Raw genomic sequence first — 14,668 nt, forward strand, 5'->3', positions numbered from 1 at the left:
GTCGAAGATCTCTGGGGCGCCGGCGGATTCCTCAGCGCGCTGGGCAGGCAGGGCACACCGGGGCGGGGCTACTGCCCGGTGAAGGTGAAGGTCGAGCCGGGTTCCTTGACGATGTCGCCGTCACGGGAGTTCGTGACGGTGACGTTGCTCAGGACGGCGCTGCCGCGGGCGCCACCCATCGCGAGAATGCCGGACCCGTTGTTCGACTTGTCGATCCGCAGGTTGGTGAGCTGGACGTTCGGCATCTCGCCACCACCGGTCTTGAACTGGATCCCGTCGTACGTCGAGTCGTGGATCTCGGTGTCGCGGATCGTCACCCCGGTGATCGGCAGGTTCGCCGGGAACAGGGTGATCGCACCGAACTCCTGCGCCTCGCCCCAGAACACCCCGCCACACCGGTACAGCGCGTTGTTGGCGATCAGCGTCGTACCGGAGAACGGCAGCGGGTCGTGGTCGGTCGCCAGCATGATGCCGGGGTAGTTCATCGTGTCGTAGATCAGGTTGTTCTCGATCTTGTTGCCGTACCCGCCGTAGATCGCGACGCCGTTGGCACGCCACGGCAGCTGGACTGTGTTGTTGGTGAAGGCGTTGTCGTGGCCGATGTCGACCGACTGGTCCTTGACGTACTTGCTCGCCCACACCGCCAGTGCGTCGTCGCCGGTGGTCCGGAAGGAGGAGTTGAACACCTTCGAGTTGCGGGTGCCGTTGGCGAAGTTGATGCCGTCGGCGTAGGTGTTGCGGATCCGCATCCCGCTGAACTCCAGCCCGTCGCCCGGTCCCCACAGCTCGGGGATGTTGTCGTAGTCGCGGCCGACCCAGGCCCCGACGTTCGCGTGCTCGATCCAGACGTTGCTGATCTTCGACCCGGTGCCGAAGCGGCCGTTCAGGGCGACGCCGCCCTCGGCGTTCCCGTCGCCGCCGCGGATCCGGCCGGAGCCGAAGATCGCGAGGTCCGACAGCTGCACGTTCTTGTCGATGTCGAACCCGAAGTTGCCCTCGTGCGGGTGGTTGATCCCGCCGGCGTTCTGCGGCTCGATGGTCGAGTAGAGCTGCGAGTGCCACATCCCCGCGCCGCGGATGGTGGTGTTGCTGATCCCGACCTGGTTGTACTGACCCCGGTTGAGCGGGTCGTCGGTGAGGATCTTCTTCTCCTGCCGCCACTGGCCGGCCGGGATCCAGACACAGCCGATCACGCCGTTCTGGTCGTCGGTGACGGCCCGCTGGATCGCGTCCGCGTCGTCGATCCCGTCGTTCGGCACCGCGCCGTACTGCGTGATCGAGGTGCAGCCGGCCGGTTGGGTGAGCGGCGCAGCGACCTGCTCCAGGTCGATCATGTCGATGATGTAGAACGACGCGCTGTCGCCGGAGTCGCGCTGCAACCTGAACTTGGTGCCGGCCGGGTACGACGTGCCGAGCAACGCGTGCGACTCGTCGAAGAGCCGGCGCGCGTCACCGCCCGGGGTGTTGGTCAGCGACTCCGGTCCGTCGCTGTTGCCGTAGAGCCAGCTGTGCCGCGACGACAGGTTCAGCTTCTGCTTGAAGACACCGTCGACGTACAGGCTGATGGTCGCCTCGAGCCCCTGCCCGTTGGCCGAGTCGGGGATCGAGTTGCGGACCACGATCGAGTTGGTCGGCACCGTCGAGGTGAACTCGACGAACTGCCCGGTCGAGTTCAGCCGGACCGACTGGCGGCCGGACGACTCGGTGGCGAAGTTGGTGTGTCCGAAGGTCCGCTTCGCGTCCGAGACGAGCAGCGTGCCGTTGTGGTCGGCCGCTTCCGCCTCGTACGACGTGTAGGGCACGGCGGCGCCGCGTCCGACCACGATCGACCGGCTCAGCGTGTTGTTGGTTTCGTTGGTCTCGGCGACGGTGTCGGTCGCGTCGGCGATCCCGGTCACGGTGGCGCCGCCGTTGGTCGCCGTCCAGGTGCCGGTCATCGCGACGTTGCCGGTCGCCCCGGCCGCGATCGAGGCCGTGTTCGTGTTCAGGGTGGTGCTGCCCACGGTGAGGCGGGTGACGCTGGCGCCGGAGGCCGCCGTACCGCGGTTGTTGACCGCGACCGTGAACGAGACCTGGGATCCGGGGGCGGGGTTGGCCGGGTTGGTGGTGATCCCGGTGACCTGGAGGTCCGGGCCGGGCGCCTGGCCGACGGTCAGCGGGGTGGGTGACTGGAAGGTGTTGTTGGTTTCGTTCTGCTCGACGACGGCGTTCGCCGGGTCGGAAACCGCGGCGACCGTGTGGTTGCCTTGGGCCCGGGTTCCGGCGTTGGCCGTGACGGTGGCGGTGGCCCCGGCGACGAGCGCGCCGACGGAAGCAGTGCCGGCGACCGAGCCGTCGACCAGGAAGTTCACGCTGCTCGCGGGCGCGGCCGCGACGCCGGAGTTCCGGACAGTGGCCGAGAGGGTGATCGGAGTGGACTCGGTCGGGTCGGCCGGGCTCCAGGTGACGTTCGTGACCACGAGGTCCGGGTTCGGCGCCGCCGTACCGAAGACCTGGAAGTCGGCGACCTGGCCGCCGGGGGCGCCGGTGTTGCCGAAGAACTGCAGGCGTACGTCGGCGTACCGGCCGCTGACCGGGATCGTGATCGAGTTCTGGTTGCCGGACGAGCTGAACTGGTAGTCGGTCCGGGCGACGAGCGAGGTGAAGGCGGTGGCGGACTGCTCACGGCCGAGCACCTGGATGCTCTGCGTCCGCGGTCCCCAGATCGGGTCGGGGTTCAGCTTCACGACGATCGAGCTGAGGTCGGCGTTGGCGCCCAGCTTGACGGTCAGCGTCGCGGGCAAGCCGTTGGACTCCCAGTAGGTGTTGACACTGGTGTCGTTCGCGTTCGTGGCGACGAACTCGAAGACCGACGACGACGCCTCGATCGGCTTGCCGGTGGCCAGGTTGGTACCGGTCGGCGGCTCGACCGGCCCGCCACCAGGCCCGGCCAGGTCGAACTCCGACAGTTGCGCGGCCGGCCAGCCGGTGTTCGCGGTGACGACCAGCCGGAGGTAGCGGGCCGACGTGGTGGCGAAGTCGATGGTGACCGTGTTGTTCGCGGCTGGGTTGAAGGAGTACGCCGTACTGCCGACGAGCGTGCTGAACGACGAGCCGTTCGTGCCGGCCTGGATGGTGATGGTCTGAGTCCGGGCGCCCCACGACGCCGGGAGCTTCAGGGTCACCTGGTTGACGTCCTGCACTGTGCCGAGGTCGGCCTGGATCCACTGCGGGAGCGCGTTGTTGCTGCTCTCCCAGTACGAGTTCTGGTTGCCGTCGGCGGCGTTGCCGCTCGGGTACGCCCCGAGCGAGCTGGAGGCCGACAGTGTCTTGCCGAGATTCGCGGCAACGGCTGCCGTCGCCGATCCCAGGACGAGAGCCGCGCCGACCAGCGCAGCCACGAGTAGGCCGGCCAGCAGTCGCCAGCCGGCAGATCTTTTCCACTCCATGAAGGTGTCCTCCGTCAGGTGGGCGGGGGCGGACGCCGCACCCTCAAGAGTTCAGCAGCAAATTTTCACTCTCTTGCCAATTTCTTGCGGGGCGGTAACCGAAGCTTGCAGTCCAGCCCGCAGCCCGTCAAGACCTCGCGCACGCAAAACACCCCGCCCCGAAACTCCGGGACGGGGTGGAGCAGGAACGTCAGGCGCGCCGCTGAGCAGCCCAGTCGCGGATCAGCTCGATGCGCTCCTTGAGCTGGATCGAGGAGGCGTGGGCGGCCGCGGGCCCGCCCAGCTTGCGGCGAAGGTCGTTGTGGATCACCCCGTGCGGCTGGCCGGTGCGGTGGTGCCAGGCAGCGACCAGGCCGTTCAACTCGCGACGGAGCAGCGCGATCTGCTCGTGCGTGGCCAGCTCGGTCGGCGTCGGATCCTCACGGCCCGACTCCGAGGAACCCCGCTGGGACCGTTTCTGCGCGGCGATCGACTTCGCCTGACGCTTCTTCAGCAGCTCCCGCACCTGGTCCGGCTCCAGCAGCCCCGGCAGCCCGAGGAAGTCGAGCTCCTCGTCCGACGCCATGTCGCCGCCGGTGCCGTAGTCACCGCCGTCGAACACGACCCGGTCGAAGCTCGCGTCCGACCCGAGCGCCTCGAACTTCGCCTCCAGCTCGTCGCTGGCGCCCTCGGTCTGGTTCGCCTGCTTGATCAGGTCGTCCTCGAGGGCGAAGATGTCGCCGTCCTCGTTCGAGTTCTTCCGGCCCAGGACGTGGTCGCGCTCGACCTCCATCTCGGCCGCGAAACTCAGCAGCCGGGTCACCGACGGCACGAACACCGACGCCGTCTCACCCCGCTTCCGGGCCCGCACGAACCGCCCGACCGCCTGCGCGAAGAACAGCGGCGTCGACGTCGGCGTCGCGTACACCCCGACCGCCAGCCGCGGTACGTCGACACCCTCGGAGACCATCCGGACCGCGACCATCCACCGCGACTCGCCCTCGGAGAACTTCGCGATCTTCTTGCTGGCCGACTTCTCGTCGGACAGTACGACGGTCGGCGCCTCGCCGGTCAGCTCGCGCAGGGTCTTCGCGTACGCCCGGGCCGTGTTCTGGTCACCGGAGATGACCAAGGCGCCGGCGTCCGGCATGTGCCGCCGCACCTCGGTCAGCCGCTTGTCCGCGGCCGCCAGCACCGCCGGCATCCACTCGCCGGCCGGGTCGAGCGCCGTACGCAGCGCCTGCGCGGTCAGGTCCTTGGTCAGCGGCTCGCCGAGCCGCGCCGCCACCTCGTCGCCGGCCTTGGTCCGCCAGCGCATCTCACCCGAGTACGACATGAAGATCACCGGGCGTACGACGTGGTCGCGCAGAGCGTGACCGTAGCCGTACGTGTAGTCCGCCTTGCTGCGGGCGACGCCGCCCGGACCCTCCTCGTACGTGACGAACGGGATCGGGTTGTCGTCGCTGCGGAACGGCGTACCGGTCAGGCAGAGCCGCCGGGTCGCGGGCTCGAACGCCTCCCGCACACCGTCACCCCAGCTCAGCGCGTCGCCGCCGTGGTGCACCTCGTCCAGGATCACCAGCGTCTTGAACCGCTCGGTCCGGACCCGGAAGGCCAGCGGGTTCACCGCGACACCCGCGTAGGTGACCGCGACGCCCTGGAAGTCCTTGTTGGTCTTCCCGCGCCGCCCGGCGAACGCCGGGTCGATCGCGATCCCGGCCCGGTCGGCCGCCTCGGCCCACTGGACCTTGAGGTGCTCGGTCGGCGTCACCACGGTGACCCGCTCGATCTGCCGCCGGTGCAGCAGCTCGGCGGCCACGGTGAGCGCGAACGTGGTCTTGCCGGCTCCCGGTGTCGCCACCGCGAGGAAGTCCCGCGGGTTGCCGTCGAGATAGAGCTTGAGTGCCTCCGCCTGCCAGGCGCGCAGTTTGCTCGCGGTACCCCACGCGGCGCGGTCCGGGTAGGCCGGAGGAAGCACGGCTGGTGTGGCGGGCGCGTGCGAATCCACGGACGGCATACTCCCCCGTTAGTCGACTGTCGGCCGTGCAGGAACGTTACCTGACGCAGGGGACAACTGCTGACCGGCATGTCGGGGTACGGCCAGTCTGTGGAGAAAGTTCCGTGTCGGCTGGTGAGGCGGCCTACACTCGTGGGCATGAGTACTCAGTTGACCCCCGGCGCCGAGACGGTCGTCGACGAGCGCACGCAGCCGTCGCTGCAGGAGCCCGGCGATCACGAGCGGTTCTCGCACTACGTGCCGAAGGACAAGCTGACCGAGGCGATGGTCATGGGCACGCCCGTGGTCGCGCTGTGCGGCAAGGTCTGGGTGCCCAGCCGGGACCCGCAGCGGTTCCCGGTCTGCCCGGAGTGCAAGGAGATCTGGGACTCGCTCAACCCGGGCGACGACGACCAGGGCGGCGACGAGTAGCTCCGGCTCAGTTCAGGGTGGGGTCGTCCGGGTACGTGGCCAGGTAGGCCATCTGGTCGTTCTGGCGGCGGAGGACCCGGCGCCAGAGCGTGTCCGGGTGCAGGCTGAACACGTCGTCGGGCTCGGACTCGACGACGTACCAGGCCCCCTCGGTGATCTCGCCCTCGAGCTGGCCGCTGGACCAGCCGGCGTACCCGGCGAAGATGCGCATCCGCTGGATCGCGCCCTCCAGCAGCGCCGGGGGTACGTCGAGGTCGATCAGCCCGATCCGGCCGAAGCACTCCCGCCACCCGGGCGGGTCGGCCGACTCGATCACCTCTGCGACCGCCAGGGCACTGTCCGTGCCGACCGGGCCGCCCATGAACAGCACACCGGGCTCGTTGACCGTGGTCGACCAGTTCGGCAGTACGCGTTCGACGGCCAGGTCGGCAGCGCGGTTCACCACCACCCCGAGAGCGCCGTCGTCGTCGTGGTCCAGCAGCAGGATCACCGAGCGGCGGAAGGGCGGCTCGTCGAGCAGCGGTGTCGCCACCAGCAGCGAACCGGTCAGGGTCGAGGCCGTCATGCACCCATCATGTCGTACGACGGAGCACACGGAAGGCCAGCCAAGCGCCAACTGCCACTCCGGCAAGATCCGCGAGGACGTCGAACGGGTCGCCGTCGCGCTGCGGCAGCACCCAGTACTGCACCAACTCGCTGACGACCGCGTTCGCGACCAGTGCTCCGAGCAACCAGCGCGCCGGGATCCGCACCATCAGCCCGAGGAACGCGACCGACCCGAACAGGAACAGGTGCGCGACCTTGTCGATTCCGGGGATCCCGACGTGCGGACCCGCCTCCCGCGGCGCGTAGACGCCGTACAGCTGCAGCGCCACGGCCGCGACGAAACCGATCCGCCACGCCCAGACCTTGATCCGCGAGCCGGTCGCCCCCGCCACCGAAACCGTCACGCCGGTGAGTCGTCCGGGTAGTGCTCGTGCGCCGGAGCCCTGCCGCCCGCGGCGTCCCGGACCGCGTGCGCCACCATCGTGTGCACCTCCGGGTGGAAGACGCTCGGCACGATGTAGGAGGCGTTCAGCTCGTCCTCGGTGACGACGCCGGCCAGCGCCTTCGCGGCGGCCAGCTCCATCTCGATCGACACCTTCGACGACTGCGCGTCCAGCAGACCGCGGAAGACGCCCGGGAAGACCAGCACGTTGTTGATCTGGTTCGGGAAGTCGCTCCGGCCGGTGGCCACCACCGCCGCGTGCTCACCGGCCTCGGCCGGGTCGACCTCCGGCACCGGGTTGGCCAGCGCGAACACGATCGCGTCGTCGTTCATGGTGGCGATGTCGGCGCCGGTCAGGATGTTCGGCGCCGAGACCCCGATGAACACGTCCGCGCCGGCCAGCGCGCCCTTCAGATCGCCGCTGTACTTCGCCGCGTTGGTGTTCTCCGCGATCCAGCGCAGCTCCGGCGACAGGCCTTCGCGCTCGGTGTGGATCACGCCGCCGATGTCGGCCACGCAGGTGTCCTTCACCCCGGCCGCGAGCAGCAGCTTCAGGATCGCCGTACCGGCCGCGCCCGCGCCGGACAGCACCACGCGCACGTTGCTGATGTCCTTGCCGACCACGCGCAGCGCGTTGTAGAGCGCGCCGAGCACGACGACCGCCGTACCGTGCTGGTCGTCGTGGAAGACCGGGATCTCGAGCTCCTCGCGCAGCTTCGCCTCGATCTCGAAGCAGCGCGGCGCGGAGATGTCCTCCAGGTTGATCCCGGCGAACCCCGGCGCGATCGCCTTGACGATCTGGACGATCTCGTCCGGGTCCTGGGTGTCCAGGCACAGCGGCCAGGCGTCGATCCCGGCGAACCGCTTGAACAGCGCCGCCTTGCCCTCCATCACCGGCAGCGCGGCCTTCGGGCCGATGTTGCCCAGTCCGAGTACGGCGGAGCCGTCGGTGACGACCGCTACGCTGTTGCGCTTGATGGTCAGCCGGCGGGCGTCGTCGGGGTTGGCCGCGATCGCCAGGCAGACCCGCGCGACACCCGGCGTGTAGATCATCGACAGGTCGTCACGGTTGCGGATCGGGTGCTTGGCCTCCATCGAGATCTTGCCGCCGAGGTGCATCAGGAAGGTCCGGTCCGAGACCCGGCCGATCTCGACACCGGGGACAGCGCGCATCGCCTCGACCAGGCGGCCGGCGTGCTCGGTGTCGGCCGCGGCGCAGGTGACGTCGATCCGCAGCCGCTCGTGGCCGGACGCGGTCACGTCGAGCGCGGTGACCAGACCGCCGGCCTGCTCGACCGCGGTCGTCAGCTTGCTCACCGTCGAGCCACCCGCGGGCACCTCGAGGCGAACGGTGATGGAGTACGAAACACTCGGCAAGGCAGTCACGCGGGTGATCCTCTCACGGCACTGGTAAACCCCGAAGGTTGTGTTCGTAAAGTGCACGGCAGGACACCGGGTAATCCATTACCGGGACGGGTTGCTGTCTCGTCAGCGTTCGTCGGCGCTCGTCGGCCGCCCACCACCCACGCGACGTCAGCCGGTTGGGTTTTCCTCGGCGTAGATCTCTTTGGCGTTCGAGGCGTCGATGAGGCGGGTGGGGAGGATCTGTGACTTTTCGATGGTGCCGCAGTCGATCAGGAGCTTCTTGGCGGCGGTGATGGCCTCCTTGCCGTTGGTGGGGTAGGTGAAGGTGGCGCTCAGCCGGCCCTGTTCGACGGCCTTGATGCCGCCGGACGGGATCGGGAGGGCGTCGATGCCGAGGAACTTCATCTCCTTCTCCCGGCCGACCGCCTTCGCCGCCAGGTAGGCGCCCTCGGCCATCGGGTCGTTGTGCGCGTACACCACGTCGATCTTCGGGTTCGCCTTCAGCAGCGCGTCCATCTGCGCCTGCCCCTTCTCCCGCAGCCAGTCACCACTGGCGTCGGCGACGATCTTGATCTTCGGGTTCGCCTTGATCGCGTCCACGAAGCCCTGGTGCCGCTCGGCCTGCGGCGTCGCCCCGGCCAGGCCCTTCAGCTCGACGACGTTCCCGCCGGACGGCAGCAGCTTCTCGGCGACGTACTTGCCCGCCTCGGACCCGATCTGCACGTTGTCGCCGCCGATGAACCCGGTGTACGCGTCACCCTCGACCTTGCGGTCCAGCACGATCACCGGGATGCCCTTGTCGTAGGCCTTCTTCACCACCGCGGTCAGCGGCTTCGCCTCGTTCGGGCTGATGATCAGCAGGTCGATCTGCTGGGTGATGTAGTTCTCCACGTCGGCGACCTGCTTGGCGTTGTCCTGGGCCGCGTCGGCGAACTTCACGTCGAACTGCGGCACCTCCTTGGCCGCGGCCCGGATGTCGTCGTCCATCCGCTGCCGGTACGGCTCGGCGACGTTCGCCTGGCTCATCCCGATCGTGTACTTGCCGTCGGCGCCCTCGCAGGACTTCGACTCACCGGCGCCCGGCGAGTCCGCCGTCCGTTCGTTGGTCGTCCCACAGCCGGCGAGCACCAGCGCGGCGACGGCCGCGGCGGCGAGGGGAATTCGCAGAGAGCGCATGACGGGAACCTTCCTCACGAGGCGGGACGGAGTCGCTGCAGCGCAGCGGCGGCAACGATCACGAGTCCCTTGATCAGCAGCTGGATGTTGGAGTCGATGTTGTTCAGGGCAAGGATGTTGTTGAGTACGCCGAGCAGCAGCGCGCCGGCCACGGTCCCGGCGACCGAGCCGCGGCCACCGGACAGGGCGGTGCCGCCGATCACCACCGCTGCGATCGCGTCGAGCTCGTAGCCGATCCCGTCGTTCGGGCTGCCCTGGTTCAGCTGTACGGCGTGCACCACGCCGGCCAGCGACGCGAGCAGGCCGCAGATGGCGAAGACCGCGATCTTCACCCGGACCACGGGCACACCGGACAGCCGCGCGGCCTTCTCGTTGCCGCCGACGGCGTACAGGTGCCGGGAGAACGCGCTGACCCGCAGGAACACGATGGCCGCGACCGCGACCACCGCGAAGATCAGCACCGGGATCGGGACCAGCCCGCCGAAGGTGCGTTCGCCGAGGATCGCGAACGACTCCGGCGCCTCGTGCGGCCCGTCGCCGTACGCGATCGCGACGCCCTGCCCGCCGGACCAGATCCGGGCCAGGCCGCGCGCTATCTGCAACCCGGCGAGCGTGACGATGAACGACTGGATCCCGATCATCGCGGTCGCGGCGCCTTGGAGCGCGCCGAAGACGAGGCCGATCGCGAGCACGAGCAGGACCGACGGCAGGAAGCCCCAGTCGTTCTCGACCATCAGTACGGCGGACCCGACCGCGGCCAGCCCGAGGACGGCGCCGACCGAGAGGTCGATGCCGCCGATCAGGATCACGAACGTCATCCCGACCGCGATGATGCCGATCTCGGACACCGCCCGGACCACGTTGGCCAGGTTGTCCGCGCTGATGAACAGGATCTCGCCGTCCTTGCGCGGCGAGAAGATGATCGCCGCGACGAACACCGCGAGCAGCCCGAACACACTCTGGAACCGGAACAGCGTGGCGACCACACCACCCTTGTCCCGGGCGATCGCCACGGCCGGCTTGTCCTGCACGTCGGTCACTGCGCTCCTCCGACCTCTTCGAACACTGCGCCCTGTCCCATCGCTGCGGCGAGCAGATCTCCTTCGCCGGATTCCGCCGTACTGAACGAGGCGACGTCTCGGCCGTCCCGCAGGACGACGACCCGATCGCAGACGCCGATCAGCTCCGGCAGCTCGGACGATGCGAGCAGTACGCCGAGGCCCTGGCCGGCGAGCTCGCCGAGCAACCGGTAGATCTCGGCCTTCGCCCCGACGTCGACGCCTCGGGTCGGCTCGTCCAGCAGCAGCAACCGTGGCTCGGTCAGCAGCATCCGGCCGAACACGACCTTCTGCTGGTTGCCGCCGGACAGCGTGCCGACCTCGTCCTGCAACCGGCCGAACTTCAGCCGCAACCGGTCTGCCATCCGCACCGAGGCGGCCCGTTCCATCCGCCGGGCGATGACACCGAGCCGCCCGTACGACGGGAGGCTCGAGACGACCGTGTTGGCGAGAATCGAATGGAACAGGACGAGTCCGGACACGCGCCGGTCCTCGGGGACGAAGCCGATGCCGTGGGCGAGTGCTTGGCGTGGACTGCGGGGGTGGATCTCCTTGCCCTGCAGGAGGATCCGGCCGGACTGGGTGCCGGCGGGCGCGACGCCGTACAGGGTCTCCAGGAGTTCGGTGCGGCCGGCGCCGAGCAGTCCGGCCAGGCCGACGATCTCGCCGGACCGGACGGTCAGCGAGATGCCTTCGGGGTCGCGGCGGCCGGGCCGCGGGCGGCGGGCCTCGAGGGCGAGGTTGTCGACGCGGAGTAGCTCGTCGCCGGTGTCGGCGTCGGGGGTGGTGAACATGGTCTGGACCGGGCGGCCGACCATCGCCTCGACGACTTCCGCCGTACTGAGTTTGCGGGGGTCGAAGCTGGTCACGACCTGGCCGTTGCGCAGGACGGTCGCGCGGTCGGCGACCTGGGCGATCTCCTCCATCCGGTGCGAGATGTAGACGATGCCGACCCCGCCGCGGCGAAGCTCGCGGATCACGTCGAAGAGGCGCTCGACCTCGGACGTGGTGAGGGCGGAGGTGGGCTCGTCCATGATCAGCACGCGGGCGTCGAGGGAGATCGCCTTCGCGATGGTGACGAGTTGCTGCTCGCCGACGCGGAGCTCGCCGACCGGCCGGTGCGGGTCGAGTTCGACGCCGCTGCGCTCGAGGAGGGCGCGGGCCTCGCGGTCCATCCGTCTGCGGTCGACGGTCCGGAGCTTGGTGCGGAGCTCGCGGCCGAGGAAGATGTTGTCGGCGACGGACAGGCCGGGGACCAGGTCGAGCTCCTGGTGAATCATCGCGATGCCGGCCGCCTGGGCGTCGGTGGGGCCGCCGAAGTGCACCGGCTCGCCGGTGATCTCGATCGTGCCGTCGTACTCGGTGACGTCGCCGGACAGGATCTTCATCAACGTCGACTTGCCGGCGCCGTTCTCGCCGAGCAACGCGTGCACCTCGCCCGCGCCCAGCGTGAAGTCGACCTCCCGGCAGGCCTGCACCCCGCCGTACCGCTTCCCGATGCCCGCCATCCGCACCAGCCCGGCACCGTCCGCCATCCCACCGTCCTTCCCCGCATGAGAAATCGATTTCCCAGACGCTAGACCGCCCCCAGGCCGCCGTCAACCCCTCACCACTTCCCGGGGCTCAACCGTGACCCAGCTTCGTGCTTGGCGGTCTCGGACGGCAGCTGTTCGATCTGGATGGAAGGGGTGGCGGATCCCCGGGACATCACAATCGACAGCGGGCCGTCCGCGTGAGCGTGTGCCCACGCGGACGGCCCGCGTTGAGATGGGATTGCGGTCCGCGCCTCAACTTCCGGAGACGGTCACCTTCGCGAACAAGGGGCGGCCGCTCGGCGGCATCGTGAAGTCCCGGACCCGGGACCGGACCGCGGAGTTCGAGGCCAGGTCGGCGGGGAAGATGCCGACCGCGTCGGTCCAGAGGATCCGGGCGGCGTCCTCGTACAGCTTGGGCCGCTCTGACTGGTTGACGGAGGAGCGGGCGTCGAGGAGGAGTTTGTCCAGGGCGGGGTTGCAGTAGCCGTTGCGTTTGGCGGCGCAGACGTAGAGGCGGGCGAGGGTGTAGTCGGCGTCGCCGGTGCCGGTGACGTTGGTCTGCAGGTTCATGTCCCAGTTGAGCTTGCCGAAGTCCTCCAGCCACTGGGCGCGTTCCTTCTCCAGCGGCTTCACGGTGACGCCGATCTTGGCCCAGTCCGAGATCATCGCCTGCGCCAGCGCCCGGATGTTCGGACCGCCTTCCAGCGGCCACTGCATCGACGTGCTGAATCCGTTCGGGTAACCCGCCTCGGTCAGCAACTGCTTCGCCTTCGCCGGGTCGTACGAGTACGGCGACAGCTTCGGCGCACCGATCACGCCCTGCGCGAGCGGAGCCTGCGCCACCGTGGCCAGGTCGCCGAACAGGTCCTTGATCGTGCCTTCCAGGTTGAGCGCGTGCCACATCGCCTGCCGCACCCGCTTGTCGTTGAACGGCTTGCGGTTCGAGTTGAACCAGTCGAAGTAGTACGTCCAGCTCGGCGTCGTCGAGTAGCTGATCCCGTCACCGCCCTTGACCGACCCGACCTGGTCCGGCGGGATCTGGGTCAGCACGTCGACCTCGCCGTTCTCCAGCGCCGTGATTCGCCCGGCCACCTCCGGGATGTTCACGAACTCCAGCTTGCTCAGCTGCGGAGCTCCGTCCCAGTACGACGAGTTGGCGGCCAGCTCGAGCTTCTCGTCGGGCTGGAACGACGTCACCTGGAACGGCCCGGTCCCGATCGGCTTGCTGAAGAACCCGTCCGCGTTGACCTTGTCCGCCGGCCCGATGAACAACAGGGTCAGCGAGCTGAGCAGCGTGCCGAGCGGCTTGCTCGTCTTCACCGTCACGGTCTGGTCGTCGGTCGCGGCGAACGACGTCACCGTCGCGTAGAGCGGGACCAGCGGCCCGTCGAGCTTCTTGTGCCGTTCGTACGACGCCACCACGTCCTTCGCGGTGAACGGCGTACCGTCGGAGAACTTCACGCCGGAGCGCAGCTTGAACACCCAGGTGGTCGGGTCCGGGTTCTCCCAGGAGGTGGCGAGCACCGGGACGATCTTGCCCTCGTCGACCCGGACCAGCGGCTCCATGATCTGCTGGATCGCGGTCTGCACGGCCTCCTCACCGGCGAACTTGTGGGTGTCGAGCGACACCGGGAACATCGCCGGCGCGTACCGCAGGACCTGCTCACCACTGCTCGGTTCACTCGCCGGCGAACAGGCGCTCAGCCCGGCCGCCACCGTGGTCAGGGCGGCCAGCGCCCCGACGATTCGCTTCCTCAACACAGGGGTTCTCCTTAACTGCGCGGTGCAGGGGCTCAGGTGAAGGTGTAGGTGGCGACGACCGGGTAGTGGTCCGAGGGCGCGCGGCCGTCGTGGAAGAAGTCGACGACCTCGCTGGTCCGCGCGGCGAGCGGGCCGCGGGCGAAGATCCAGTCGATCGCCTTCGGCGGCGAGGCGAGCGGCGACAGCCGGGTCCCGATCGGGCCGGTCGCCACCGTCGGCACCACCGGGTGGGTCACCGGGGAGTGCCGGCCGAGTGCGGTGAAACTGTCCAGGAACCCGGCGTTGCCGAGCTCCCACTGCGGTGGGCCGATGTCGTTGATGTCGACCGTGAACAGGCACGAGTCGTCGCCGGCCAGCCGTTCCAGCGTCTCCCCGATCGCCCGCGCCTGGCCGACCCGGCGGTTGCCGAGGTCGGCCCGCTCGTCCGGATGCCCGGGCCAGGTCAGGTGCGCCGTACTGAAGACGAGCTCGTGCCCGTCGGCCGACCGCAGCCGGACCCAGAAGAGCCGGGCATCGGGGGACAGGATGCCGACGTCCTCCGCGCCGGACTCGATCGCGGTGAACAGGTCGCGCCGCCACCACAGGTTGCTCTGTGTCTCCCACCCGGCCGTGCCGTCGACCCGATCGTGATCCGGCAGTACGTCGTCCAGCAGCTTGCGGGTCGCCGGACGCAGTTCCTGTACGGCGAGGAGGTCCGGCGGACGGGTCGTGAACAGGGCCGCCAGGGCGTCCCGCCGGTCGTCCAGGTGGAAGTCGGCCCACAGGTTGTAGGTCATCGCCACGAAGCTGAAGTTGCTCAGAGCAATCATCGGTCACCGGTCCAGGTCGGGACGTTGTAGGAGGAGAGCGTGGTGACGGCGAGCAGGTCGTCGACCCGCACGGTGGTCAGCGAGCAGTTCGCTGGTGGCTTCAGCGTCACTTCGCCACCCGGCGCGAGTCGCAGCGTCGAC

General features: G+C 69.1%; 11 protein-coding genes. 1 reads left to right on the plus strand and 10 read right to left on the minus strand.

Annotation, left to right across the window (positions count from 1 at the left end):
• Positions 1-68: 68 nt before the first annotated feature.
• Both ACWCOV_RS40560 and ACWCOV_RS40565 read right to left on the minus strand, forming a co-directional pair.
• Entirely contained in the window at positions 69-3,428 is a 3,360-nt protein-coding gene (locus ACWCOV_RS40560; protein WP_449834706.1) for a CARDB domain-containing protein, read from the minus strand.
• A 190-nt stretch (positions 3,429-3,618) separates the two neighbouring features.
• On the minus strand, positions 3,619-5,415 hold the full coding sequence (locus ACWCOV_RS40565) for a DEAD/DEAH box helicase (protein ID WP_449834707.1): 1,797 nt from the start codon (positions 5,413-5,415) through the stop codon (positions 3,619-3,621).
• Positions 5,416-5,562: 147 nt separating this feature from the next.
• Here ACWCOV_RS40565 and ACWCOV_RS40570 point away from each other — a divergent pair, with 147 nt between their 5' ends.
• Positions 5,563-5,835 carry a DUF3039 domain-containing protein gene (locus ACWCOV_RS40570; RefSeq protein WP_360538764.1) on the plus strand — a complete coding sequence of 91 codons (273 nt, stop codon included), beginning with the start codon at positions 5,563-5,565 and terminating at the stop codon, positions 5,833-5,835.
• A 7-nt stretch (positions 5,836-5,842) separates the two neighbouring features.
• Here the strand turns inward: ACWCOV_RS40570 and ACWCOV_RS40575 are convergent, their stop codons facing one another.
• From ACWCOV_RS40575 to ACWCOV_RS40610, 8 genes are all read right to left on the minus strand, one after another.
• Complete coding sequence (locus tag ACWCOV_RS40575; RefSeq protein WP_396353173.1) at positions 5,843-6,400, minus strand: YqgE/AlgH family protein; 558 nt, start codon at positions 6,398-6,400, stop codon at positions 5,843-5,845.
• A 7-nt stretch (positions 6,401-6,407) separates the two neighbouring features.
• Entirely contained in the window at positions 6,408-6,785 is a 378-nt protein-coding gene (locus tag ACWCOV_RS40580) for a VanZ family protein (RefSeq protein WP_449834708.1), read from the minus strand.
• On the minus strand, positions 6,782-8,209 hold the full coding sequence (locus tag ACWCOV_RS40585) for a malic enzyme-like NAD(P)-binding protein (RefSeq protein WP_449834709.1): 1,428 nt from the start codon (positions 8,207-8,209) through the stop codon (positions 6,782-6,784). The genes ACWCOV_RS40580 and ACWCOV_RS40585 overlap by 4 nt, the downstream gene beginning before the upstream one ends.
• A 147-nt stretch (positions 8,210-8,356) precedes the next feature.
• Entirely contained in the window at positions 8,357-9,364 is a 1,008-nt protein-coding gene (locus ACWCOV_RS40590) for a substrate-binding domain-containing protein (RefSeq protein WP_449834710.1), read from the minus strand.
• A gap of 14 nt (positions 9,365-9,378) precedes the next feature.
• The gene (locus ACWCOV_RS40595) at positions 9,379-10,404 is read right to left on the minus strand and encodes an ABC transporter permease (RefSeq protein ID WP_449834711.1); all 1,026 of its coding nucleotides are present in this window, start codon (positions 10,402-10,404) and stop codon (positions 9,379-9,381) included.
• On the minus strand, positions 10,401-11,957 hold the full coding sequence (locus ACWCOV_RS40600) for a sugar ABC transporter ATP-binding protein (RefSeq protein WP_449834712.1): 1,557 nt from the start codon (positions 11,955-11,957) through the stop codon (positions 10,401-10,403). The genes ACWCOV_RS40595 and ACWCOV_RS40600 overlap by 4 nt, the downstream gene beginning before the upstream one ends.
• Positions 11,958-12,209: 252 nt before the next feature.
• A complete protein-coding gene (locus tag ACWCOV_RS40605; protein ID WP_449834713.1) occupies positions 12,210-13,718 on the minus strand; it encodes an ABC transporter substrate-binding protein in 1,509 nt (502 codons plus the stop codon).
• 32 nt (positions 13,719-13,750) lie between these two features.
• A complete protein-coding gene (locus ACWCOV_RS40610) occupies positions 13,751-14,527 on the minus strand; it encodes an endonuclease/exonuclease/phosphatase family protein (protein ID WP_449834714.1) in 777 nt (258 codons plus the stop codon).
• Positions 14,528-14,668 lie beyond the last annotated feature (141 nt).

The sequence above is a fragment of the Kribbella sp. NPDC002412 genome (assembly GCF_053592935.1).

Excerpts from the sequence above, each read along its gene's own strand:
- ACWCOV_RS40570 (WP_360538764.1), top strand. The coding sequence starts at position 5,563 with ATGAGTACTCAGTTGACCCCCGGCGCCGAGACGGTCGTCGACGAGCGC.
- ACWCOV_RS40600 (WP_449834712.1), bottom strand. The coding sequence starts at position 11,957 with ATGGCGGACGGTGCCGGGCTGGTGCGGATGGCGGGCATCGGGAAGCGG.
- ACWCOV_RS40590 (WP_449834710.1), bottom strand. The coding sequence starts at position 9,364 with ATGCGCTCTCTGCGAATTCCCCTCGCCGCCGCGGCCGTCGCCGCGCTG.
- ACWCOV_RS40575 (WP_396353173.1), bottom strand. The coding sequence starts at position 6,400 with ATGACGGCCTCGACCCTGACCGGTTCGCTGCTGGTGGCGACACCGCTG.
- ACWCOV_RS40560 (WP_449834706.1), bottom strand. The coding sequence starts at position 3,428 with ATGGAGTGGAAAAGATCTGCCGGCTGGCGACTGCTGGCCGGCCTACTC.
- ACWCOV_RS40610 (WP_449834714.1), bottom strand. The coding sequence starts at position 14,527 with ATGATTGCTCTGAGCAACTTCAGCTTCGTGGCGATGACCTACAACCTG.